Origin of the sequence: Arthrobacter sp. NPDC080082, assembly GCF_040686595.1 — a bacterium.
GTDB lineage: Bacteria > Actinomycetota > Actinomycetes > Actinomycetales > Micrococcaceae > Arthrobacter.
Map to the genome: position 1 here is coordinate 481421 of NZ_JBFBKQ010000002.1, position 22244 is coordinate 503664.

General features: G+C 69.1%; 20 protein-coding genes. 4 read left to right on the plus strand and 16 right to left on the minus strand.

What is annotated here, in order from left to right; genetic code table 11:
• Positions 1 to 10 precede the first annotated feature (10 nt).
• From AB0O44_RS06635 to AB0O44_RS06650, 4 genes are all read left to right on the plus strand, one after another.
• Complete coding sequence (locus AB0O44_RS06635; RefSeq protein ID WP_364135722.1) at positions 11 to 907, plus strand: methyltransferase domain-containing protein; 897 nt, start codon at positions 11 to 13, stop codon at positions 905 to 907.
• A 167-nt stretch (positions 908 to 1074) separates the two neighbouring features.
• Positions 1075 to 1575: an NfeD family protein gene (locus AB0O44_RS06640; protein ID WP_364135724.1), complete on the plus strand. Its 501-nt coding sequence runs from the start codon at positions 1075 to 1077 to the stop codon at positions 1573 to 1575.
• Positions 1576 to 1653: 78 nt separating this feature from the next.
• Positions 1654 to 2634: an SPFH domain-containing protein gene (locus AB0O44_RS06645; RefSeq protein ID WP_290257830.1), complete on the plus strand. Its 981-nt coding sequence runs from the start codon at positions 1654 to 1656 to the stop codon at positions 2632 to 2634.
• Between the two features lie 333 nt (positions 2635 to 2967).
• Positions 2968 to 3315 carry an RNA polymerase-binding protein RbpA gene (locus tag AB0O44_RS06650; RefSeq protein WP_290257831.1) on the plus strand — a complete coding sequence of 116 codons (348 nt, stop codon included), beginning with the start codon at positions 2968 to 2970 and terminating at the stop codon, positions 3313 to 3315.
• A gap of 100 nt (positions 3316 to 3415) precedes the next feature.
• Here the strand turns inward: AB0O44_RS06650 and AB0O44_RS06655 are convergent, their stop codons facing one another.
• From AB0O44_RS06655 to AB0O44_RS06730, 16 genes are all read right to left on the minus strand, one after another.
• The gene (locus AB0O44_RS06655) at positions 3416 to 4153 is read right to left on the minus strand and encodes a polyprenol monophosphomannose synthase (protein WP_290257832.1); all 738 of its coding nucleotides are present in this window, start codon (positions 4151 to 4153) and stop codon (positions 3416 to 3418) included.
• Between the two features lie 132 nt (positions 4154 to 4285).
• Complete coding sequence (locus AB0O44_RS06660; protein WP_364135728.1) at positions 4286 to 5986, minus strand: amidohydrolase family protein; 1701 nt, start codon at positions 5984 to 5986, stop codon at positions 4286 to 4288.
• A 106-nt stretch (positions 5987 to 6092) separates the two neighbouring features.
• Positions 6093 to 9059 carry a DEAD/DEAH box helicase gene (locus AB0O44_RS06665; protein WP_364135731.1) on the minus strand — a complete coding sequence of 989 codons (2967 nt, stop codon included), beginning with the start codon at positions 9057 to 9059 and terminating at the stop codon, positions 6093 to 6095.
• 24 nt (positions 9060 to 9083) lie between these two features.
• Positions 9084 to 9878 (minus strand): twin-arginine translocase subunit TatC, encoded by a 795-nt coding sequence (tatC, locus tag AB0O44_RS06670; RefSeq protein ID WP_364135829.1) that lies wholly within the window; start codon positions 9876 to 9878, stop codon positions 9084 to 9086.
• A 48-nt stretch (positions 9879 to 9926) separates the two neighbouring features.
• Entirely contained in the window at positions 9927 to 10196 is a 270-nt protein-coding gene (gene tatA / locus AB0O44_RS06675) for a Sec-independent protein translocase subunit TatA (protein ID WP_290257835.1), read from the minus strand.
• A 36-nt stretch (positions 10197 to 10232) separates the two neighbouring features.
• A complete protein-coding gene (locus tag AB0O44_RS06680; RefSeq protein WP_364135734.1) occupies positions 10233 to 10634 on the minus strand; it encodes a hypothetical protein in 402 nt (133 codons plus the stop codon).
• Positions 10635 to 10644: 10 nt separating this feature from the next.
• The gene (locus AB0O44_RS06685; RefSeq protein ID WP_364135737.1) at positions 10645 to 12705 is read right to left on the minus strand and encodes a WYL domain-containing protein; all 2061 of its coding nucleotides are present in this window, start codon (positions 12703 to 12705) and stop codon (positions 10645 to 10647) included.
• A 130-nt stretch (positions 12706 to 12835) separates the two neighbouring features.
• The gene (locus tag AB0O44_RS06690) at positions 12836 to 13231 is read right to left on the minus strand and encodes an FKBP-type peptidyl-prolyl cis-trans isomerase (protein WP_290257838.1); all 396 of its coding nucleotides are present in this window, start codon (positions 13229 to 13231) and stop codon (positions 12836 to 12838) included.
• Positions 13232 to 13294: 63 nt separating this feature from the next.
• Positions 13295 to 14233, minus strand: a complete 939-nt coding sequence (locus tag AB0O44_RS06695; RefSeq protein ID WP_364135740.1) for an FKBP-type peptidyl-prolyl cis-trans isomerase — start codon at positions 14231 to 14233, stop codon at positions 13295 to 13297.
• Between the two features lie 112 nt (positions 14234 to 14345).
• Positions 14346 to 15710, minus strand: a complete 1365-nt coding sequence (gene pafA, locus AB0O44_RS06700; protein ID WP_364135743.1) for a Pup--protein ligase — start codon at positions 15708 to 15710, stop codon at positions 14346 to 14348.
• 1 nt (position 15711) lies between these two features.
• Positions 15712 to 16419, minus strand: a complete 708-nt coding sequence (prcA, locus tag AB0O44_RS06705; protein ID WP_364135746.1) for a proteasome subunit alpha — start codon at positions 16417 to 16419, stop codon at positions 15712 to 15714.
• A gap of 1 nt (position 16420) precedes the next feature.
• The gene (prcB, locus tag AB0O44_RS06710; protein WP_290257842.1) at positions 16421 to 17278 is read right to left on the minus strand and encodes a proteasome subunit beta; all 858 of its coding nucleotides are present in this window, start codon (positions 17276 to 17278) and stop codon (positions 16421 to 16423) included.
• A 63-nt stretch (positions 17279 to 17341) separates the two neighbouring features.
• Positions 17342 to 17542 (minus strand): ubiquitin-like protein Pup, encoded by a 201-nt coding sequence (locus tag AB0O44_RS06715; RefSeq protein WP_290257843.1) that lies wholly within the window; start codon positions 17540 to 17542, stop codon positions 17342 to 17344.
• 89 nt (positions 17543 to 17631) lie between these two features.
• On the minus strand, positions 17632 to 19242 hold the full coding sequence (gene dop / locus AB0O44_RS06720; RefSeq protein WP_364135831.1) for a depupylase/deamidase Dop: 1611 nt from the start codon (positions 19240 to 19242) through the stop codon (positions 17632 to 17634).
• 47 nt (positions 19243 to 19289) lie between these two features.
• Positions 19290 to 21083 carry a proteasome ATPase gene (gene arc, locus AB0O44_RS06725; RefSeq protein ID WP_364135750.1) on the minus strand — a complete coding sequence of 598 codons (1794 nt, stop codon included), beginning with the start codon at positions 21081 to 21083 and terminating at the stop codon, positions 19290 to 19292.
• Between the two features lie 81 nt (positions 21084 to 21164).
• A complete protein-coding gene (locus AB0O44_RS06730) occupies positions 21165 to 22214 on the minus strand; it encodes a tRNA (adenine-N1)-methyltransferase (RefSeq protein ID WP_290257845.1) in 1050 nt (349 codons plus the stop codon).
• Positions 22215 to 22244 lie beyond the last annotated feature (30 nt).

Below are 22244 nucleotides of genomic sequence, written 5' to 3' on the forward strand. Positions count from 1 at the left end.
GATGGAGACTATGCTTTCCGCCTCCCGTGCCCTCCTCGCCTGCCCGCTGTGCCGGGGAGGCTTCCTTCCCGGGGCGGCCGACGGCGGCGGCCTGGTCTGCGACGCCGGGCATTCATTCGACGCCGCCAAACAGGGCTACATCAACCTCCTGACCGGCAAGGGCACCGTGTTCGAATCGGACTCGGCTGACATGGTGGCGGCCCGGCACGACTTCCTGTCCGCCGGCCACTACCGGCCGCTGGCCGACGCCCTCGCGGAGTTCGCCGCGGCGGCGCTGACGGGCGCCGGAGGCGGGGCGGCGGGGGAAGCCAGCACCGCTGAAGACGCCTCGGAAGCCGGACCGGCCATCCTGGACGCCGGCACCGGCACCGGTCACTACCTCCGCGCCGTCCTGGACCGGGTTCCCGCCGCCGCCGTCGGGCTGGATATCTCGAAGTTCGCCCTGCGCCGCGCGGCCCGGCTGAATCCTGGCGCGGCGAACCTCGTCGCCGATATCTGGCAGCCGCTGCCCGTCCGGGATGCCGCCGTCGACGTGGTCATGGTGGTCTTCGCGCCGCGCAACGCCGCCGAATTCGCCCGCGTCCTGCGCCCCGGCGGGAGGCTGATCGTGGTGACCCCGCGCCCAGGACACCTAACGGAGGTCGCAGGCACCACGGGCATGCTGGGCATCGAACCGGCCAAGGAGGAACGGCTGGCGGCGGGTCTGGCCGGGCATTTCACGGCGTTGCCCGGACGCGAGGTGGACATCGCCCTGGACCTCACGCCCGACGACGTCGTGAAGCTCGCCCTGATGGGCCCCGCCGGGCATCACCTGGACCGGGCATCCCTCGAGGAGACCCGGGCCCGCCTGGCCTCCCGCACCGCGGTGACGGCCCGGTTCCGGATCAGCGTCTTCACGCCGCTGTAGAGAGAGCGGCGGCCAGAACCGCGCCCCGCCGGCGGGTAACGACTTCACTACGTTCCCGGCTACTGCCGGACCGGAACCCCACCTGGCACCGCATCCCGCCTAGGATGGAAAGACTTTACGGGGCCGCGTCTGCGGCACCGTACCAAGAAAACATCCAGGGGGAAACGATGTTTGAATGGCTGGCCGACAACTGGTGGGCGCTGTGGCTCACGGTGTTCCTGGTGTTCGCCGTGGTGGAAATGCTGACGCTCGACCTGTTCTTCATCATGCTCGGCGGCGGCGCACTCGCGGGCCTGGCGGCCTCCCTCGGCGGAGCGGACCTCTGGCTGCAGATCGTCATCTTCAGCGTCGTGTCCCTCCTGATGGTCGGCTTTGTCCGCCCCATCGCCCTGAAGCACCTGCGCAGCAGTCCCGCGGACCAGCGCAGCAACATCGAACGCCTGATCGGCGAGCCGGCCGTCGTCCTGGAGCAGGTCAGCTCAGCCGGCGGCCTGGTCAAGATCGGCGGCGACGTCTGGACCGCCCGGCTGGACTCCGGCGTCCTCGAACCGGGCCAGACCGCCACCGTCAGCGCCATCGACGGCGCCACCGCCGTCGTCGTCCCGCGTGGAGGCGCTGAAGTCCTGGACCGGACACTGGACCCGGGCGCCCCCGACTCCGGCGCCTAGGCCCGCAAGCACACAACGTGAGATCCCGCGGCGGACCCGCCGCACAGCAAAACCACATATTTGGGGAAAAGGTGATGTATGGATATCGCAGTCGCAGTAGTACTGCTGGTACTCGTGGCGTTCGTGATAATCGTGTTGGTCAGGTCGGTGCGGATCATCCCGCAGGCCCGGGCCGGCGTGGTGGAACGGCTCGGTAAGTACCAGCGGACGCTGAACCCCGGGCTGACCATCCTGATCCCCTTCGTTGACCGGCTCCTGCCGCTGCTGGACCTACGCGAACAGGTGGTCTCCTTCCCGCCGCAGCCGGTGATTACCGAGGACAACCTGGTGGTCTCCATCGACACCGTGGTCTACTTCCAGGTCACCGACGCCCGCGCCGCCACCTACGAGATTGCCAACTACATCCAGGCCGTGGAACAGCTCACCACCACCACGCTGCGCAACGTGGTGGGTGGCCTGAACCTGGAGGAGGCACTGACCTCCCGCGACCAGATCAACGGCCAGCTCCGCGGCGTGCTGGACGAGGCCACCGGCCGGTGGGGAATCCGGGTGTCCCGGGTGGAGCTCAAGGCCATCGATCCGCCCCACTCCATCCAGGACTCGATGGAGAAGCAGATGCGCGCCGAGCGTGACCGCCGCGCCGCGATCCTGACCGCCGAGGGCACGAAGCAATCCGCGATCCTCACCGCCGAGGGCCAGCGGCAGTCCTCCATCCTCAAGGCCGAGGGCGACGCCCAGGCGGCGATCCTGCGGGCCGACGGCGAGGCCCAGGCCATCCAGAAGGTCTTTGAGGCGATCCACCAGGGCAACCCGGACCAGAAGCTGCTGGCCTACCAGTACCTGCAGACGCTGCCCAAGCTGGCCGAGGGCAGCTCGAACAAGCTCTGGATCATCCCCAGCGAGGTGGGCGAGGCCCTCAAGGGCATCGGCGGCGCCCTGGGCGGCCTCTCCCCCGAACCTCCGGCCGGTGCGCCGGCTGCGGGTGGGGCACCGACGACGCCGGCAGTCCCGGCAGCTACGTCGTCGACGGGCACTGCAGCGGGCGCCGCGGAGCACTGACCGCACTCCCTGCGAAATCTTGGGAGCGCCGGGCCGGCAGCGGCCCGGCGTTCTCTTTGCCGCTTTGCCTTTACCGCGCCCCCTTTGCCGGACGGGCCCCGGCCGAGTATAGTGGAGTATTTGTCCGGCCGGTTCACCCTGCTGGAACAAATAGGCTTCGCTGAGCGTTATATCCGGTGGCAGAACACCGCGGCACAACGGCAGGTCCTCCGACCGGCCGCGCCGCCTGCAACGGGTTCACCGGAGAACGCAATGCACACAGTAGTCCGGCGGGTTCAGTCCACGGACTAGCGCAGGGTTCCGGCCCTGCGAACCGATCATGAGGGAGAAAAAATGAGCGATCGCAGCCTGCGGGGTATGCGCCTGGGCGCACAGAGCATGGAGACCGAATCCGGCGTCGAGCCCGCTCCGCGCCAGCGGGTCGAATACCGTTGCGCGGACGGCGAGCAGGTATTCGTCACCTTCTCCTCCGAGGCCGAGATTCCCCCTGTGTGGGTTTCCAAGACCGGTAAGGAAGCGCTCCTGGTTGACGGCGAGCGTCCGGTCAACGGCAACGAAAAGGCTGTCCGCACGCACTGGGACATGCTGCTGGAACGCCGCTCCCTGCCGGAGCTGGAGCAGATCCTCGAGGACCGGCTCACCATCCTGCGCGAACGCCGCGGGGAACGCCGCTCCGCCTAGGTCATGAGACAAAGAAAGCCGGGCCGGAACCCCTCAGGGGTTCCGGCCCGGCTTTTTCTTTGGCTGCTTTGCCTGCGCCGTTGTGCCGGTCGGCCCCTGGCTACTTGCGGCCGAGCTTGTGGCTCAGGGTGTTCCAGCGGGCGGTCAGGCCCCACTTGGTGACGTTGATCATGGCTTCCACCACGATGTTGCCGCTCATCTTGGAGGCGCCCAGCTCACGCTCGACGAAGGTGATGGGGCGTTCGACGATGGTCAGGCCCAACCGGGCGACGCGCCAGGCCAGGTCCACCTGGAAGCCGTAGCCCACCGAATCGACCGAATCCAGGTTCAGCTTCTCCAGGGTGCTGCGGCGGAACGCGCGGAAGCCGCCGGTGACGTCCTTGATGTTGACGCCGAGCATGATTCGGGCGTAGGTGCTGCCGACGCGGGAAATCGCCTGGCGGTACAGCGGCCAGTTGACCACGCTGCCGCCGGGAACCCAGCGGGAACCCATCGCCAGGTCGGCGCCCTGCTCCACGGCCTCGATCAGCTGCGGGAGCTGCTCGGGCTTGTGCGAACCGTCGGCGTCCATCTCCACGAGGATGTCGTAGCCGGCGTCGAGGCCCCACTTGAAGCCCGCGATGTAGGCGGCACCCAGGCCGGCCTTGCCCGCCCGGTGCAGCACGTGGACCTGGCTGTCCTCAGCCGCCATCCGGTCGGCCAGCGCGCCGGTGCCGTCGGGGCTGTTGTCATCGACCACCAGCACATCGGAGGCGGGCACGGCGGTGCGCAGGCGTCCAAGGGTCTTGGGCAACGATTCCAGCTCGTTGTAAGTCGGGATGATCGTGAGGACACGCACAGCGGGGCCTTTCCTTGGAGGGAGCGGTCGGCAGGCCGGAATGGTCGGCGGGAGCCGACGACGGGCACAGCTTCCCATTATAGACAGGGAGTCCGGGCGCCGGCGGGCCGTTCGGGCCGCGCCGGCGGCGGGTCAGCGGCCCAGCGAACCGCTCGCGTAGAGTTCGACGCCGTCGCGGACGGTCTGCAGGCAGACCGGGTCGCTGCCGGTGTCCAGCGCCGGGAGCAGCGGAGTGCGGGCGCGCGGATCGGTGCTCCAGGACTGCACCCGGCCGTCGGCCACCTGAACCATGAGTTCCTCGACCTCCCAGACCGCGAAGCTGGCCGGGGCGCCGGGGACCAGCTGGCCCGCCATCGGGTTCCGGTAGCGGGCCGCGCGCCAGCCGGCGCGGGTGTGTCCCAGGAACGCTGCCCGCGCGGAGATGCGTTCGCCCTCGTCGTGGTGTTCCAGGCAGGCCCGGACGCTGGACCAGGGGCTCAGCGGGGTGACGGGGCTGTCGCTGCCGAAACACACCGGCACGCCGGCGGAGTAGAAGGACCCGAAGGGGTTCATGCCCAGCTGCCGGCCGCCGAGGCGCCGCGCGTAGAGGCTGTCCGGGCCGCCCCACAGGGCGTCGAAGACCGGCTGGGCGCTGACCGTCACCGAGTACTTGGCCAGGCGGCCGATCGCGGCGGCGTCGGCCAATTCGACGTGTTCCAGGCGATGGCCGGCGGCGCGCACGCGCTGCTCGCCCACCTCGGACGCCGCCTGGTCCAGCGCCTCAAGGGCGGCGTCCAGGCCCGCGTCGCCGATCACGTGGAAGCCGGCCTGCAGGCCCAGCAGCGAGCACGCAGCGATGTGGGCGGCGGCCTCCTCGACCGAGAGATACCGCGTGCCCCGCTCCCCCGGTGCGTCCGCGTAGTCCTCGCGCAGGGCTGCCGTCCGGGAGCCGATCGAGCCGTCCATGTTGAGGTCACCGGCCAGGCCGAGGACGGAGACGCCCAGGTCCGCCAGGATGGACCTGGCCTCGGCCTCCGAGCCTGCCAGCTGGCCCCAATACGGCAGCACCTCGGGCATGGCGGGGCCGGGACGGCCGGCGTCGTTCCAGCCTGCGGCGATCCGCAGGTCCTCGACGCCGCCGATATGCGGGGCGCCCATCTCGGCCAGCGCCACATAACCGTTGGCGGCTGCCCGGGCCAGCGCCGCCTGCTGGTAGCCGCGCAGCGCGGCGGCCGGGAGATCCCGGGCGGCGCGGCGGGCGGCCGTGTGCGCGGCCCGCTTGACCTGGCCGTCGGCGCCGAAGCCGTCGAGTCCGGACAGCCCGGCGGCGGTGGCCAGGGACGCGGACACCAGCGCGGAGTGGACATCAACCCGGGACAGGTAGACCGGGCGGCCGCCGGCGGCGCGCTCGAGCTCCTCCCGGCCGGGCAGGGTCGGATCGGACCACAGGGACTCGTCCCAGCCGTGGCCCAGGATCGTCCCGCCGTCGGTCCCGGCTCCCGTGCTGCTGCCGGATGCCGCGGCAGCGTGGCGGGCGACCGCATCGAGCAGCTCGGCGCCGGAGCGCACCTGGCCCAGCTGCAAGGATTCGAGCGCGATGCCGGTCTCGGTCAGGTGCACGTGGGAATCGACGAAGCCCGGGGCCAGCAGCGCGCCCTGCAGGTCGACGATGGTCATCGAGTCGTCCGCGATGGAGGTGGCGGCCTGCTCGGACCCCACCCACGCCACCGTGTCCCCGTCCACCAGCATCGCCGTCGCGAAGGGATCGGCCGCGGTGTAGACCGAGCCGTTGCGGTACAGCGTGACCTTACGCTCGGTGGTGGCGGGCCGGGACTCGGAGGGTGAAGCGGTCATGGACAACGAACTCCTTACTGCGGGCCGCCGGGCACTCCGGCGGCGTGACTGCGGTGGGCGGCCGAAACCGCCGTGAATCTGGTGAGGGCCAGGGAGCTGGCCGGGGTCAGGCGACGGCCGAGTAAGCGACGACGCCGCGCTTAATCAGGCTGATCGCGTCGGAGCAGAGCCGCGAGACCCGGGGCTCCAGCCCGGGGATCTTGGCCAGCTGGTCCAGCATGTCGATGATCTGCTTGACCCAGCGGACGAAGTCGCCGGCGGCCAGGTCGGTGCCGCTGAGCACCTCCTGAAGGTGCCGGCCCTTGGCCCACTTGAAGACCGGCCAGACCAGCCCCAGCTCCGGTTCCCCGGTCAGGGGCAGCTTGTTCGCCTCCTCGACGTCCTCCAGCGCGGACCATTCCCGGACCACAATGTCGACCGCGGACTCCAGGGAAACGCTCGGCATCTTGGGCCGCAGGCCCCGCTCCTCGCGTTTCGCCTGGTAAACCAGCACGCTGGCGAGGGCCGCGATCTCGGCGGCATCCAGGTCACTGAACGCTCCGAGGCGCAGCGACTGGGAAATCAGCAGGTCCTTCTCGCCGTAGATCCGGCGCAGCCGCTGCCCGTCAGGGCTGATCGAGACCGTTCCGGACTCCCCTGTTTCCAGGTAGCCGTAGGCGGAGAGGACGCCGCAGACCCGGTCGAAGGTCTTGGCTATGGTGTTGGTCCGGCCCTGGATCTGGCGGACCAGGCCGTCGGTCTCCTGCCGGAGCTTCCACCAGCGCTCGGACCAGCGGGCGTGGTCCTCGCGTTCGCTGCAGCCGTGGCAGGGGTGGGCACGCAGTTCCCGCCGCAGCTCGGTGATCTTCCGCTCCAGGTTGGGCGCCGCGGCGGCGCGGCCGAAGTCCTCGTTGCGGTTCGGCGGCGCCGGCGGCCTGTTTTCCCGCAGCGCGTTGTGCACGGAGGAGGCCAGGTCCCGGCGGGACTTGGGCACCTTGGCGTTGAACGACTTCGGGATCCGCACCCGGGTCAGGGGGCTGATGGGGCCCTCGAGATCGTGCAGGCCGATCCGGCGCAGCTGGTGCTCCATGGTCATGATGGCCGGCCGCGGTTCGCGCGACTGGTGGTCGGAGCTGAGGACGACGGCGAGACCGGGCGTGCGGCCGGAGGGCACGTCGACGACGTCGCCGGGCAGCAGCCGGCTCAGGGAGTCCTCGGTGACCGACTTGCGGGCCCGCGAGGAGTTCTGCGACGCCGACTTTTCCGCCTCGGAGAGGGCCCGGCGGATCCGGGTGTATTCCGTGAAGTCGCCCAGGTGGCACGTCATGGCCTTGTGGAAGCCGGCCAGCGACTCCTCCCGGCTGCGGACCTGCTTGGCCAGGCCCACCACGGACCGGTCGGCCTGGAACTGCGCGAACGAGGATTCGAGGATCTCGCGTGCCCGGGCCCTGCCGAACTGGGCCACGAGGTTGATCGACATGTTGTAGGTGGGCCGGAAGCTGGAGTTGAGCGGGTAGGTGCGGCGGGAGGCGAGGCCGGCGACGGCGGCGGGGTCGGTGCCCGGCTGCCAGAGCACGACCGCGTGGCCCTCGACGTCGATGCCGCGGCGTCCGGCACGGCCGGTGAGCTGGGTGTACTCCCCCGCCGTGATGTTCACGTGCGCCTCGCCGTTGAACTTGTCGAGCTTCTCCAGCACGACGCAGCGGGCGGGCATGTTCACGCCCAGGGCCAGGGTCTCGGTGGCGAACACGGCCTTGACCAGACCGTCGACGAAGAGCTTCTCCACTACCTCCTTGAAGGTGGGCAGCATGCCGGCGTGGTGGGCGGCCAAGCCGCGGAGCAGCCCGTCCCGCCAGCTCCAGAAGCCCAGGACGTCCAGGTCGTCGGAGGGGATGTCCTGGGCGGCCTCGTCCACGCGGCTGGCGATGACGGCCTGTTCCTTCTCCGTGGTGAGCCAGAGCCCGGCGGAGACGCACTGAGCCACCGCGGCGTCGCAGCCGGCCCGGGAAAAGATGAAGGTGATGGCCGGGAGCAGGTCCATCCGGTCCAGGCTTGCGATTACCTGCGGGCGGCTGGCCTTCCGGACCGGGCTGCGCTGCGCGGACTGGGGCGCCTCATCCCGCTGGTTCCGGTGCCGGCGCTGGCTGCGGCCGCCGTGGCCGAACCGTCCGCGGAAGTTCATCTGGCTCTCGGCCTTGGCCATCGAGAGCAGTTCCGGGTTGACCTCGAAGCCGGCCTTTTCGGTGATGGCCCGGCGCTTGGCGGGCGCCGCGGGGCGGCTGCCGCCGTCGTCGGTCGTGCCACCCTCGAGGGTGCCGGCAACGGTGACCCCGTCGCCCGCGGCGACGTCGTCCGCATCAGACGGTCCGGCGGCGGCGACCTCGTCGAAGGTGGTGTCCCCGGCGAAGAGGTCCACGATCTTCCGGCCCACCATGACGTGCTGCCAGAGCGGGACGGGCCGGTGTTCGGAGACGATGACGTCGGTCTGGCCGCGGACGGTGTCCAGCCAGGCGCCGAATTCCTCGGCGTTGGAGACGGTGGCGCTGAGCGAGGCCACCTGGACCTCGCTGGGGAGGTGGATGATGACCTCCTCCCAGACCGCGCCGCGGAACCGGTCGGCGAGGTAGTGCACCTCGTCCATCACCACGAAGCCCAGGTCGTCCAGGGTCTCGGAGCCGGCGTAGAGCATGTTGCGCAGCACCTCGGTGGTCATCACCACTACGGGGGCCTCGCCGTTGATGCTGGTGTCACCGGTCAGCAGGCCCACATTCTGGGCGCCGTACTTGCCGGCCAGCTCGGTGTATTTTTGGTTGCTGAGGGCCTTGATGGGCGTGGTGTAGAACGCCTTCAGGCCGCGCTGCAGGGCCAGGTAGATGGCGAATTCGCCGACGATGGTCTTCCCGGCGCCGGTGGGCGCAGCCACCAACACTCCGCGGCCGGCCTGCAGGGACAGGCAGGCCTCGCGCTGGAACGGGTCAAGGTCAAAGGCGAGCGAACGGGTGAAACCACCCAGGTAGGTCCTGGCCTCGGCGGCCCGTTCGACGCTGGCCCGGTAGCGCTCGGAGGGCGACTCGGGCTCAGGGTTCAACGACATGCTTCCAGCCTAATGCGCTCCGGCCTAGAGATTCTCCAGTTCGGAGCTGGGGGTGGCGCGGTCTGCCGTGGCCTCGGTCTCGGCGTCGATCTTCGCCGCCTTCTTCTCGCGGCGCCGGTCGTTGAGCAGGCACAACCCGATCGCGGTGAAGAACAGCACCAGCATGGGCACGGCCAGGTAGAACATGCTGGTCGCGTCCGCGCCGGGGGCGGCCATCGCCGCGAACAGGCAGACCAGGAAGACCGTGATCCGCCAGCTCTTGAGCAGCTGGCGGCCCTTGACCAGTCCGGCCAGGTTGAGTCCAAACAGCACCACCGGCAGCAGGAACGCGATGCCGAAGGCGAGCAGCAGACGCAGCACGAAGGACAGGTAGACCTGGGCGCTGATGAAGTTGGAGCCGCCGGAGGGGGTGAACTCGGTGAGAACCCGGACCGCGTTCGGCAGCACCAGCCAGGCCAGCAGCACGCCGCCGACGAAGAGCGGGACGGCCGCGGCCACGAAGGAGAGCGCCAGGCGGCGTTCCTTCTTGTGCAGCCCGGGCACGATGAAGGCCCAGAGCTGGTAGATCCAGACCGGGCTGGCCACCAGCAGGCCGAGGAACACGGAGACCTGGATCATCAGGTCGAAGGAGCTGGCGACGCCGTCGAAGTTCAGCGACGCCTGCCGGCCCTCGTGCTCGTTGAGGTCCCGGATCGGTTTGATCAGGGCCGCGAGGATGGGCTGGTAAACCAGGAAGCCGACGACCGTGCCCAGCACAACGGCGATCGCCGACTTAAAGAGCCGGTTGCGCAGCTCTTTGAAGTGATCGATCAGGGCCATCCGGCCCTCGGGGTTCGACCGTCGGTTCATGGTCACTGCCATGTGGTTCTAGGCGCGCGTGGACGGGGGAACGTCGGTTCCGCCGCCGGGGTGGCCTTCGGGGCCTGCGGTCCGGGGGTGGTTGACCACGCGGCCCTCGACGGCGTCCGGGTCAACCTCGGCCTCGGGCTTGCCGTCCTTTTTCATTTCGCGGACCTCGGACTTGAAAATCCGCATCGACTGACCCAGGCTGCGGGCCATCCCCGGCAGCTTCGGCGCTGCGAACAGCACCAGTGCCAGGACGATGATGATGATGAGATGCCAGCCTTCAAGCCTCATGCTGGGTGGTCCTTTCGTTTAGGTACATCCTAATGACTAACGGATATCGAGGTCCCGCAGTGCCTGCGGCTGGCCACGTTCCGTTTTTCGCCGGATCCGGCGAATGCGCCGGGCTTCCTGCCGTGCCGCTTTGGATGCATGGTAATTCTGACGCATCAGCGCGGGAGCGGCAAAAACCGCCGCGCCCGGAGCCGTCATAGGACCCGGGGTGCCGCCTTCTGCCGCGCCGCCGTCCGAGCCTAGGCCGTCCACATGAACAACGGCTGAACCGGGAGTGGACGGCGCCGCCCCGAAGGCCGCGAGCCGGTCCCCCGCCTCACCGAGATCCTTGAGGGTGGCCATGAACTGCCGGAACAACCGCACGCCGAGCACGCCGATGAAGAGCAGCGACAACGCAATCAGCGCCGTCCAGAGCAGGATCCAGGACCACCAAGGCATGCTGTTCAGTCTAGCCGCGCTGCCGCCGCTGGTGCGCCGGCGCCGGCGGGTTTCCGGCCGCGCCGTACGATTCCAGCGCAGCATCCAGCCAGCGGGCGACGTCGGCGGCGAGCCCCGCGGGGGCCACCACGCGGGCGTCGCCGCCGTGGCGGGCCATCAGCATCGGCACCCAGTCGGTGCTGCCGAAGCGCACCTCGGCCAGGAGGTTGCCCCCGGGCAGCGGGGCGGTGCGTTCGGCGTAGTACTCGTCCGCCAGGCCAGCGCCGCGCGGGGTCAATTCGAGGACCACAACGGCGTCGTCGTCGTTCGGGGTGAAGAGCTTTACCGGGAAACCGTCGGCGGGCGCTCCGGCGGCGCTCACCGGCCTGCCGTTGGGGCGAAGGTCCTGGATCCGGTCGAGGCGGAAGTTCCGGACCGCCTCTGCCGAGTGGCAGTACGCCTCGAGGTACCAGGTGCTGTCCAGGGAGTAGAGGCGCAGCGGGTCGATGTCGCGTTCGGAGACGGCGTCGCGTTGCGGGGCGAGGTACTGCAGGTGCAGCTGGGAGCCGGAGCGGATGGCCTCCCGTGCGGTCTCCAGCGCCGCCGAGTCCTGCGGGGTGACCTCGGGACCGGAGAGGGCGGCGGCCTTGAGGCCCTCCTCGCCGGCGGCGGACATCAGCTTGAGGGTCACGGACTCCAGGGCTCCGCCCTCCGCGATGCCGGGCAGGCCGTTGAGCGCCTCCATGCCGGTGAGCAGCGCGCAGGCCTCATCGACGGTGAAGCGGACGGGCCGGGTGAGGTCCAGGTCCTGGATGATGAAGACGTGGTCGTCATCCCAGCGGATGTCCAGCAGGTCGTCTGGGTAACCCTCCGGGAGGCCGGAGCAGATCAGGATTTGGAGGTCCTCCTCGAGCACCTTCCGGGTGACACCGAAGCGGTCGGCCACCTCGCTGATGTGCAGTCCCTGGTTGTGCACCAGGAACGGGATCAGCTGGAGCATGCGCTTGAGCTGATCCTCGGAGGTGCGTTTCCGGGTGCGCTTCACTGCCTGGGGTCCGGCGGGGGCGAAGTCGACGGCGGGCGCCGGAGCGGCCGCGAACTGCGCCGCGGCATCCAGCCGGCGCAGCACCGCGTCCCGCAGCTGGGCCGGGCCGGCGACGACGGCCTTCGCCCCGTACGCGGCGAGTTCGGCGGCCAACGTCTCCTCGTCCCGGTACGGCAACAGCAGCCGGTCGTAGCCCCCGCGGGGGCCAGCGCCGCCGTCGTCCGCTCCCCCAGTAGCGTCCACTGTGTCTGGGTCCGCTGCGTGCCGCCGCAGCCCCGGCAGGGCGCCCGCGGCGACGTCGACGGCGGCGTGCCGGACGGGCAGCTCGGGCAGGGCCGCGAGCTGGTCGCGGACGTTGAACGCCGGCGGCGGGGTGAAGGTTTCCTGTTCCAGGACCGTGACGGCGGAGGTAAATCGGGAGAGCCGGAAGAACCGCTTGTCCTTGCGGCCACGGTCGTAGCCGATCAGGTACCACTGGCCGAAGCGGCTGCCAAGGCCCCAGGGTTCCACGGTGCGCTGTTCCTCGCGGCCGGTGCTGCCCGCGCGGTAGGCGAACGCCACCGGGTGCTGGGCGTGGACGGCGGTGACCAGGTCCTCGAAGCCCTGCCCGGCGGGGCGGATCCGGGGCTGGACGCCGGCGGGGAGCTCGGCGTCGGCCAGGCCGCCGGCGGCCTGGAGCTTGCGGACGGCGTTGCGGGCGGCGGAGCCCAGCGCTGCCTGCTCCCACAGCTGGGCCGCCAGCATGAGGACCGTGGATTCCTCCGGGGTGAGGCTCACGTCCGGCAGCCGGTTGGATTCCTTGCCGATCCGGTAGCGGGTGGTGGCCGGGTCGTCAGAGCCCCAGCCCTTGTCCATGACGGTCTCCACCTCGAAGCCGAAGCGGCGGAGTTCGTCCTTGTCCCGTTCGAACATCCGCCCGAAGGCGGCCTCGGAGCTGGTGGTGTCGTGGTAGACCTTGCGGCGCAGCTCTCCGCGGCGCAGGCCGTAGGTGGTGTTCAGCAGCGCGATCAGCAGGTTCAGGAGACGTTCGGTACGTGAGGCGGACACCCCGCAAGGCTACTAAAGTTCCGCGGCGTTAAACGGCGGAAGCGCGGCACCCGGGGAAGTCGTTTCCTCCTGGGTGCCGCGCCGCCGCGGAAGGTGCCGGGCTTAGGGGCCCGGCGGGGGTGGTACGCCCTTAGCGGACGGCCACGAGGTCGACCACGAAGATCAGGGCCTCGTTGGGGCCGATCGCTCCGCCGGCGCCACGGGAGCCGTAGGCCAGTTCGGAGGGGATCTCGAGCCGGCGGCGGCCGCCGACCTTCATGCCCAGGAGGCCCTGGTCCCAGCCCTGGATGACCTGGCCGACGCCGACCCGGAAGTCCAGCGGTGCGCCGCGGCCCCAGGAGGCGTCGAATTCTTCACCGGTGGACCAGGCCACGCCCACGTAGTGGGTGGACACGGTGTCGCCGGCCTTGGCCTCGGCGCCGTCGCCCTCGATCAGGTCCTTGATGACCAGCTCGGTGGGGACATCGCCTTCCGGGAAGTCGATCTCGGGCTTCTGGCGGTCGAGGTTGCGCTGTCCAAATGACATGTGTGCTCCTTCGGGGGTGCTTGGGTGTGGTGCGGTTCTTCAGCGAGGTTCGTTTTGCGGGGATTACTTCTTGGACTTGATTTCGACTACGAAGACGAGAGGACCGGCTGGCTTCCCTTGTGCTGCCGCGTCAGCGCCGTATGCGAGATCGCTAGGAATTGTAAGGAGGACCTTGGAGCCGACTTTTTGATCCGTCAGTCCCATCGTCCAACCTTTGATAACCCCGGTGAGCGGGAAGGTCGCTGGCTGATTTTTTCCGAAGGTCGACTCAAACTCTTTGCCATCTTCCCAACGCCAGCCAGTGTAGTTGGCCTCAATGGTGTCAGTAGCTGCCACCTTCTCGCCTGAGCCTTCGGAAAGAACTTTCACGGAAAGCCCGGACGGCGCGTCCGTTTTAGGAATGCTTGCGGAGGGGATGCCCTTGTCATCGAAAGTGATCTTTGGCAGCTTTCCGGCCTTATCGAGCTGTTCCGTTTCGTCTTGGCTCAGCGGCTTCGGTGCTTCCTTCACACCCATGATCCTGGCTATGTACAACTGCGCAGGCTGCGCTGCTGTACCTTCCGTAGCCGGCTGTCCAGGGGCGACCAAAGCAATCTGGGAACCGACCTTTGCGCCAACGAAGACGCCGTACATGACAGGGTTACCCGATTTGAGAGCGTCGCTCAGCTCCAGCTGTTCCGGGTCCTTACCGAAATTGTCGCCAAGTGCTTTTCCGTCCGTGGCATTGAATCCGGCTACAGATACCGTCGCAATCTGGTTTGCGCTGAGTTTTTCGCCTGAGCCCTCTGTGATTACTTTGGCGGTGAATTCCTTGACCTCCAGCGGCTTGGCGAAGTCGACGCCGGGGGCCTTCTTGTCGCCGTTGTCGGTCAGTTTCAGCGAGTCCAGCTTCGCGGTCTCGCCGGCGGACTGGCTGGTGGGCTCCGGGGCCGCCTTGTCGCCGCCACCGCAGGCGGTGAGCAGCAGCAGTCCGGGAAGAAGAATTGCTAATAGTCGGCGCACGTAAGAACTTTCGTCGGGGCAGGATGGACGCCATGCCGGGCTCATGCCGGCGGCAAGGCAGGCGGTTGCCGGGAAACGGCACCTTCTCCAGAGTAACGCGGAAAGCTGGGTATCAGCCCATAGAGTCCAGCAGGGCATCCACCCGGTCGTCCACGCTGCGGAACGGATCCTTGCAGAGGATGGTCTGGTGGGCGCGGTCGTTGAGCTTGAGGTGGACCCAGTCGACCGTGTAGTCCCGGCCCAGTTCCTGGGCCCGGCGGACGAAGTCGCCGCGGAGCTTCGCGCGGGTGGTCTGCGGCGGGGCGTCGACGGCGTCCTTGACCGCGGTGTCGTCCACCAGTCGCCGGGCCGCGCCGCGCGACTGGAGCAGGTAGAACAGCCCGCGGCTGCAGGAAATGTCATGGTAGGTCAGGTCCAGCTGCGCGATCCTGGGGGCATCCAGTTCCAGGCCGTGCCGGGTCCGGTAGCTGTCCATCAGCTTCTTCTTGATGGCCCAGTCCACCTCTGTGTCGATGGCGCTGGTGTCCCCGCTCTCGATCGCGTCCAGCGTCCGCTCCCAGAGGTCCAGGATCAGCGGGACGTGGGCGTTGTGCGCGCCCTTGTCCGCCACGAACTCGGTGACCTTGTTCAGGTATTCGCGCTGGATCTCCAGGGCGGTGAGCTGCCGGCCGTTGGCCAGGCGGACCAGGGCCCGGCCGGTCAGGTCATGGGAGATCTCGCGGATGCTCCGGATCGGGTTCTCCATCCGCATGTCGCGCATGATTACCCCGGCCTCGATCATCCGCAGGATCAGGTCCACCGTGCCGACCTTGAGGAGCGTGGTGGTCTCGGACATGTTCGAGTCGCCCACGATCACGTGCAGCCGCCGGTAGAACTCGGCGTCGGCGTGCGGCTCATCCCGGGTGTTGATGATCGGCCGGGACCTGGTGGTGGCCGAAGAGACGCCCTCCCAGATGTGGTCCGCGCGCTGGGAGAACGCGTAGGTGGCGCCGTGCGGGGTCTTCAGGATCTTGCCGGCGCCCGCAATCAGCTGGCGGGTGACCAGGAACGGGATCAGGATCTCGGCCAGCCGGGAGAACTCGCCGCGGCGCGGGATGAGGTAATTTTCGTGGCTGCCGTAGGAGTTTCCGGCCGAGTCGGTGTTGTTCTTGAACAGGTAGACGGTGCCGTTGAAACCCTCGGCGGCGAGGCGCTCCTGCGCCTCGGCCACGAGGTCATCCAGGATCAGCTCGCCGGCGCGGTCGTGGGCGATCAGCTGCACCAGGTCATCGCATTCGGCGGTGGCGTACTCCGGGTGGGATCCAACGTCCAGGTATAGCCGTGAGCCGTTGGTGAGGAACACATTGGAGGAGCGTCCCCAGCTGACCACCTTGCGGAACAGGTAGCGGGCCACTTCCTCCGGGGCGAGCGGCCGGGACTCCGGGCTCGAATAGGAGATCCCGAATTCGGTTTCGATGCCGAAAATTCTCTTGTCCATGTCAGTTTCCCTCCGCCAGCAGCGCGGCAAGTTCGGCGTCGTCGAGCCGGCGGAAGGCCCGCCGGGTGCCGCGCGCGGTTTCCGAGCCGCGGTCCAGGACGGCCACCTCGACGGCGGAGACCGGCAGGGCAGCCGCGTCCCGGTCCGCCACGAGGCCGGCCAGCGCGAGCCGGATGGCCCCGCCGAAGTCGAGGTCCCCGCGCCAGCCGTCGGCCACGGCCTCGGAAACCTTGTCGGCCTGTCCGCCCATCACGATGAATCCCTGTTCGTCGGCGATCGAACCGTCGAAGGTAAGCCTGTAGAGGTGGTCCGCCTCCGGGGCGGGTCCCACCTCGGCGACGGCCAGCTCCACCTCGAAAGGCTTCTGCTCCGCGGTGAACACGGCCCCCAGGCTCTGGGCGTAGACACTGGCCAGGCCGCGCGCGGTGACGTCCTCACGGTCGTAGGAGTAGCCGCGGACGTCGGCGTAGCGCACCCCCGCCTGCCGGAGGCTCTCGAACTCGTTGTACTTGCCGACCGCGGCGAAGGCGATCTTGTCGTAGATCTCGCCGATCTTGTGCAGCGACGGGGAGGGGTTCTCCGCCACCAGGGCGATGCCGTCCCGGCAGCTGACCACCACCACGGACCGGCCCCGGGAAATACCCTTCCGGGCGAAGTCGGCCCGGTCCTTCATGAGTTGTTCCGGGGAGACGTAGAACTGCTGGGTCATCTCAGGCCTCCCTCTGTGCGGCCGTGCGGGCGTCGATGATGCCGCCGGCCACGGCGGCCAGCTGCGCTTCGGGGACCCGGACCGCGCCGGCCCGGTCGACGGTGTAGACCACGGGCCAAAGCTGCCGTACGGGGTCGGGCCCGCCGGTGGCGGAGTCGTCGTCGGCGGCGTCGTAGAGGGCCTCGACGGCCACCTGGACGGCATCGGCGCCGCTGAGCCCCGGCCGCCACAGTTTCTTCAGCGCGCCGCGGGCGAAGACGGAGCCGGAGCCGACAGCGTGGTGCTCCTGCTCCTCGTAGCGGCCGCCGGTCACGTCGTAGGAGAACAGCCGGCCGATGCCCGCCGTGCGGTCGAAGCCGGCGAACAGCGGGACCACGGCCAGGCCCTGCATGGCCATCGGGAGGTTGCCGCGGACCATGGCGCCGAGGCGGTTGGCCTTGCCGTCCAGGCTCAGCTGCGTGCCCTCGATCTTCTCGTAGTGTTCGAGCTCGACCTGGAAGAGACGGGTGATGTCGATGGCGATGCCGGCGGTCCCGGCGATGCCCAGCACCGAGTAGTGGTCGGCCGGGAAAACCTTTTCGATGTGCCGGCTGGCGATCATGTTGCCCATCGTTGCGCGCCGGTCCCCCGCCATCAGGACTCCCCCGGCGTAGGTCAGGGCGACGATCGTGGTGGCGTGTGGCACGCCGGCCAGGGCCGAGCCGTTGCCGGGAAGGTGGCCGGCGGTCAGTCCCGCCGGGGCGCCGGACCCCGCAGAGAGTGCGTTGTAGGGCAGCAGTTCGGGCCGCGAGCGTTGCAGGTGCTCGGCGAATGAGGACGACGCCCCCGCCATCACCTGGTCGGCTGAATTGTCCAGCATTGGTGCACTCCCTCCACGTAGTGAATCAATGGCTGCCGCGGCCCGTCCGCGGCCCGGGGCTGGCTACTGGCCGCCCTTTTGCACGAATGCGCGGACGAACTCCTCGGCATTGGATTCCAGGACGCCGTCGATTTCGTCTAGCAGGTCATCCACGCCCTGGGTCGCCTCAGATGCCTGGGCCTCGGGCGCGGCGGGCGGCGGGGCGACGTCCTCCTCGACCTCGGTGTCGCGGGACTGCGGCTGCATCTGCTCCTGGCCTGCCATGATCTTCTCCTTCGCTGTCCGTCCCGCTCGGCGCGGGACTTCCTGTAAGCCATATTGCCACGCTGCCGGACCCTGCGGGGGCTTTGGCGTCAGGAGGCCGGCGCCTGGCCCAGCAGCTCGGCCAGGAACGCCCCGGCGTCCTGGTGCCGGTCGAACAAAGCGCCGGTCAGGGCCTCGGTTCCGCGCAGCGGTTCGCGGGTGGGGACGCGCTGCAGCTTGCCCCGGCCGGGGAGGTCGAAGATCACCGAATCCCAGCTGGCACCGACCAGGTCGTGCCCGAAACGGCTGACGCAGCGGCCTCGGAAAAAGGCCCGGGTGTCCGGCGGCGGCTCGCCGACGGCGCGCTGGATCTCCGCCTCCGTGGCAACCCGTTGCATCCGGCCGCGGGCGAGGAGCCGGTGGTAGAGGCCCTTCTCGGGGCGGATGTCCGCCCACTGCAGGTCCACCAGGCCCAGCCGGGCATCGGACCAGTCCAGCCCGTCCCGCTGCCGGTAGCCCTCCAACAGGGACAGCTTGGCCAGCCATTCCACGGAGGACGCGGCCGCCGCCCGGTCGCCGTCGAGCGCGGTCAGCGTCGCCGCCCACCGGTCCAGCAGCGCGCGGGTGTGCCCGTCGCCGTCGTCGGCGTCGCCCACCCCGGTCTCCTGGGCGAGCTTGGACGCGGCCTCGTGGTACGTCCACTGGATGTCCAGGGCGGTGACGCGGCGGCCGTCCTTGAGCCGAAGCGTGGCGGTCAGGGCCGTGTCGTGGCTGACGGACTGCAGCGCCGCCACCGGGTCGTGGACCTCGATCCGGGGGGCCAGGCCCGCTTCGATCAGGCTGAGGACCGCCGCGGTGGTGCCGAACTTGAGGTAGTTGGCGGCTTCGCTGAGGTTGGCGTCGCCGATGATGACGTGCAGCCGGCGGTACTTGTCCGCCGTGGCGTGCGGTTCGTCGCGGGTGTTGATGATCGGCCGGCGGATGGTGGTTTCCAGCCCCACCTCGGTCTCGAAGAAGTCGGCGCGCTGACTGATCTGGTAGCCGGCGCGGGAGCTGTCCTGGCCGAGACCCACGCGGCCGGCACCGCACATGACCTGTCGGGTGATGAAGAACGGCGTCAGCCCGCGGACGATGTCGCCGAACGGCACGGAGCGCGGCATCAGGTAGTTTTCGTGTGAACCGTAGGAGACGGACTTGTTGTCCGTGTTGTTCTTGTAGAGGTTGATCGGCGGCAGTTCCGGGTCGGCCGCCAGCCGGCGCACGGCGGCGAGGGCCACCAGGTCACCGGCGGCGTCCCAGACGACGGCGTCGTGCGGGTTGGTGACCTCGGGGCTGGAATACTCCGGGTGGGCATGGTCGACGTAAAGCCGGGCCCCGTTGCCCAGGACCATGTTCATCAGCAGCGAGCCGGACTCGTCCTCGCCGTCGCGCTCCAGCTCGCCGCGGCCGTAGGCCAGCGCCACCGACTCGGCGTCCAGCACCGGCGGCCGGTCGGTCAGCTGCTCAGGGTCCGCCGCGGCCCGCTCCACCGTCCAGCCGCGGGCGTCGTGCAGCGGCTCCTCGTCGGTGTAGTCCCAGCGGGTTTCCGCTCCGCCGGCGGCCCGCTGGCGGGTGACCTGGGCGTATGCCTGGATCACCCGGGCGGACATCATGGTGGCGTTCGCGCCCGGCGCGGACGGGGCGTGGATCCCGTATTCGGTTTCTGATCCCATCACCCGCATCACGCCGCCGGCGGGCAGGGCGCCGGTTCCGGCGGCGGGGCCAGCCGTCACAGGTACTGGCCTGTGGTGGGCATCGTCTCGATTGTCTTGCCGGGTTCCTGTCCGGCCTTGCCTTGGACGATGGTGCGGATGTACGTGATGCGTTCGCCCTTCTTGCCGGAGATCCGGGCCCAGTCATCCGGGTTGGTGGTGTTGGGCATGTCCTCGTGCTCGCGGAATTCGTCCACCACGGCGTGCAGCAGGTGGTCGATCCGCAGGCCCTTCTGGCCGGTGGTGAGCAGGTCCTTGATGGCGGACTTCTTGGCCCGGTCCACCACGTTCTGGACGACGGCGCCGGAGTTGAAGTCCTTGAAGTAGAGCATCTCGGTGTCGCCGTTGGCGTAGGTGACCTCGAGGTATTCGTTGGACTTTTCGGTGGAGTACATCGCCTCGACGGTGCGCTGGATCATGGCGTCCACGGTGGCTTGGACGTCGCCGTGGTGCTCGGCGATGTCGGACTCGTGGAACGGCAGGTCCGTGGTGATGTATTTGTTGAAGATGTCCGCGGCGGCCTCGGCGTCGGGCCGCTGGATCTTCACCTTGACGTCCAGCCGGCCGGGGCGCAGGATGGCCGGGTCGATCATGTCCTCGCGGTTCGATGCGCCGATCACGATCACGTTGTCCAGGCGCTCCACGCCGTCGATCTCGCTCAGCAGCTGCGGCACGATCGTGGTTTCGACGTCGGAGGAGATGCCGGTGCCGCGGGTGCGGAAGAGCGAATCCATCTCATCGAAGAAGACGACGACGGGGCTGCCGTCGGAGGCCTTCTCCCGGGCGCGGGCAAAGATGAGCCGGATGTGCCGTTCGGTCTCGCCGACGTACTTGTCCAGCAGCTCCGGGCCCTTGATGTTCAGGAAGTAGCTCTTCATGTCGCTCTTGCCGGCGCGTTCCGCGGCGCGTGCGGCCAGGGAGTTGGCCACTGCCTTGGCGATCAGGGTCTTGCCGCAGCCGGGAGGGCCATAGAGCAGGATGCCCTTGGGGGCCTTGAGCCCGTGCTCGCGGTACAGGTCCGGGTGCAGGAACGGCAGTTCGACGGCGTCGCGGATCTGCTCGATCTGCGGGCCCAGGCCGCCGATGTCCTGGTAGGTGATGTCCGGGACTTCCTCGAGGACCAGGTTCTCCACCTCGGACCGCGGAATCTTCTCCAGGGCGTAGCCGGTGCGGGTGTCGACCGAGAGCGCGTCGCCCACACGGAGTTTCCGGGTCAGCAGCGAGCCGGAGAGCCGGACGACGCGTTCCTCGTCGGCACGGCCCACCACCAGGGCGCGGTCTGAGCCGAGCAGCTCCTTCAGGGTGACCAGCTCGCCGGCGCGTTCGTAGCCGAGGCCGGCCACCACCAGCAGCGCCTCGTTGAGGAGCACCTCCTGGCCGACCGCCAGCTGGCTGATGTTGACCAGCGGGCTGATTCCCACGCGCATCTTGCGGCCGGCATTGAAGATGTCCACCGATTCCTCGGTGGTGGCTTGGCCGCCGCCGTTGGGAACGTGCCGTTTCGGGTTCAGCTGCAGGATGGTGCCAAAGCTGTAGGGCGGCTGGCCCTCCTGGTCGAGGGCGTTCTTCAGCCGAAGGATCTCGGCCTTGGCCGTCTCCAGCATCCCCACGAGCTTGGCGTTGTTCTGCGTGGCGGCGGCAAGCTGCCGGTCGATGTGGCGCAGCTTGTCGCGCAGGATGTTGATTTGCCGCTCGGCAACGGTGGCCTCGGCGGCGGTGCGTGCCGCGTCCCCGGTGTTCCCCTGCTGCCCTGCGGCGGCGGGGAACTGCTCATCGGGCGTGCGGCCCTGGTCGGTGTTCGGAGTCTCCATCGTGCATCAGCCCCTTCAGTACAGCTATTAAGACCATAACGCGAAGAGGGCCGACGCCGGGGAAGACTTCCGAAATACGGACTAGTTCGTGACCTCGGGGCCGTCCACCACGTTGGTGCCGGCGATCGCGTCGCGGGCCGCGCGCCGCAGCTTCTTATCCGACACGGCCCGCTCCCCCACGGCGCCGGGCGTCCAGGCGTTGACGTCTTCGGCGTCGAACTCGGTCTTGGACGGGCGGCGCTTGACGGAGATGCCGGTGACGCCGTCGGCGAGGCGGCGGGTGACCAGCAGGAAGCCGGTGTGGGCCACCATGCGGTGGTCCGGGCGGACGGCCAGGCCCTCAAGGTGCCAGCCGCGGACCATGGATTCCCAGGCATCGGGTTCGGTGAAGCGGCCGTCGGCGCGGATGGCCTCGGCGGTGCGGGACAGCTGCGTCACGGTGGCGACGTAGTTGATCCAGACGCCGCCGGGCGCCAGGACTGTGGCGACGGCGTCGAGGCATTCCCAGGGCGCCAGCATGTCCAGCACCACGCGGTCCACGGAGCCGGGTTCCTCGGTCTTGACGACCTGTTCCTGGAAGTCGCCCAGGGTGATCTGCCAGGCCGGGTGCGGGCCGCCGAAGATGGTTTCGACGTTGCCGCGGGCGATGTCGGCGAACTCCTCGCGCCGCTCAAAGGAGTGCAGGTAGCCGTTGTCGCCCACCGCGCGGAGCAGCGAGATGGACAGGGCACCGGAGCCGACGCCGGCCTCGACGACGCGGGCGCCGGGGAAGATATCGGCCATGGTGACGATCTGGGCGGCGTCCTTGGGGTAGACGACCGCCGCGCCACGCGGCATGGAGAGGACGAAGTCCGAAAGCAGCGGCCGGAGGGTCTGGTACTGCTGGCCGACGTTGTTGACCACCACCGAGCCGTCCGGCTTGCCAATGATCTCGTCGTGGTTGAGGAAGCCGCGGTGGGTGTGGAACGCGCCGCCGGTCTCCAGGCTGATCGTGTTCATCCGGCCGCGTTCGTCCGTCAGCTGCACCCGCTCGCCCACCCGGAACGGGCCGCGGCGGCGGTTGGCACCGGCCGGGGTCAGCGGGGGGACGTCCCCGTGAGGGGTGGCGTTGGCGGCGGTGTCGCTGCTCATGGGAAGTTCCTCGCTCCTGTGACGCTGGGT

Coding starts and splice junctions, on each gene's coding strand:
- AB0O44_RS06690 (WP_290257838.1), bottom strand. CDS start 13,231: ATGTCATTTGGACAGCGCAACCTCGACCGCCAGAAGCCCGAGATCGAC.
- AB0O44_RS06730 (WP_290257845.1), bottom strand. CDS start 22,214: ATGAGCAGCGACACCGCCGCCAACGCCACCCCTCACGGGGACGTCCCC.
- AB0O44_RS06650 (WP_290257831.1), top strand. CDS start 2,968: ATGAGCGATCGCAGCCTGCGGGGTATGCGCCTGGGCGCACAGAGCATG.
- AB0O44_RS06715 (WP_290257843.1), bottom strand. CDS start 17,542: ATGGCAGGCCAGGAGCAGATGCAGCCGCAGTCCCGCGACACCGAGGTC.
- dop (WP_364135831.1), bottom strand. CDS start 19,242: ATGCGGGTGATGGGATCAGAAACCGAATACGGGATCCACGCCCCGTCC.
- AB0O44_RS06635 (WP_364135722.1), top strand. CDS start 11: ATGCTTTCCGCCTCCCGTGCCCTCCTCGCCTGCCCGCTGTGCCGGGGA.
- AB0O44_RS06640 (WP_364135724.1), top strand. CDS start 1,075: ATGTTTGAATGGCTGGCCGACAACTGGTGGGCGCTGTGGCTCACGGTG.
- prcB (WP_290257842.1), bottom strand. CDS start 17,278: ATGCTGGACAATTCAGCCGACCAGGTGATGGCGGGGGCGTCGTCCTCA.
- arc (WP_364135750.1), bottom strand. CDS start 21,083: ATGGAGACTCCGAACACCGACCAGGGCCGCACGCCCGATGAGCAGTTC.
- AB0O44_RS06645 (WP_290257830.1), top strand. CDS start 1,654: ATGGATATCGCAGTCGCAGTAGTACTGCTGGTACTCGTGGCGTTCGTG.
- AB0O44_RS06680 (WP_364135734.1), bottom strand. CDS start 10,634: ATGCCTTGGTGGTCCTGGATCCTGCTCTGGACGGCGCTGATTGCGTTG.
- AB0O44_RS06660 (WP_364135728.1), bottom strand. CDS start 5,986: ATGACCGCTTCACCCTCCGAGTCCCGGCCCGCCACCACCGAGCGTAAG.
- AB0O44_RS06665 (WP_364135731.1), bottom strand. CDS start 9,059: ATGTCGTTGAACCCTGAGCCCGAGTCGCCCTCCGAGCGCTACCGGGCC.
- tatA (WP_290257835.1), bottom strand. CDS start 10,196: ATGAGGCTTGAAGGCTGGCATCTCATCATCATCATCGTCCTGGCACTG.
- pafA (WP_364135743.1), bottom strand. CDS start 15,710: ATGGACAAGAGAATTTTCGGCATCGAAACCGAATTCGGGATCTCCTAT.
- prcA (WP_364135746.1), bottom strand. CDS start 16,419: ATGACCCAGCAGTTCTACGTCTCCCCGGAACAACTCATGAAGGACCGG.
- tatC (WP_364135829.1), bottom strand. CDS start 9,878: ATGGCCCTGATCGATCACTTCAAAGAGCTGCGCAACCGGCTCTTTAAG.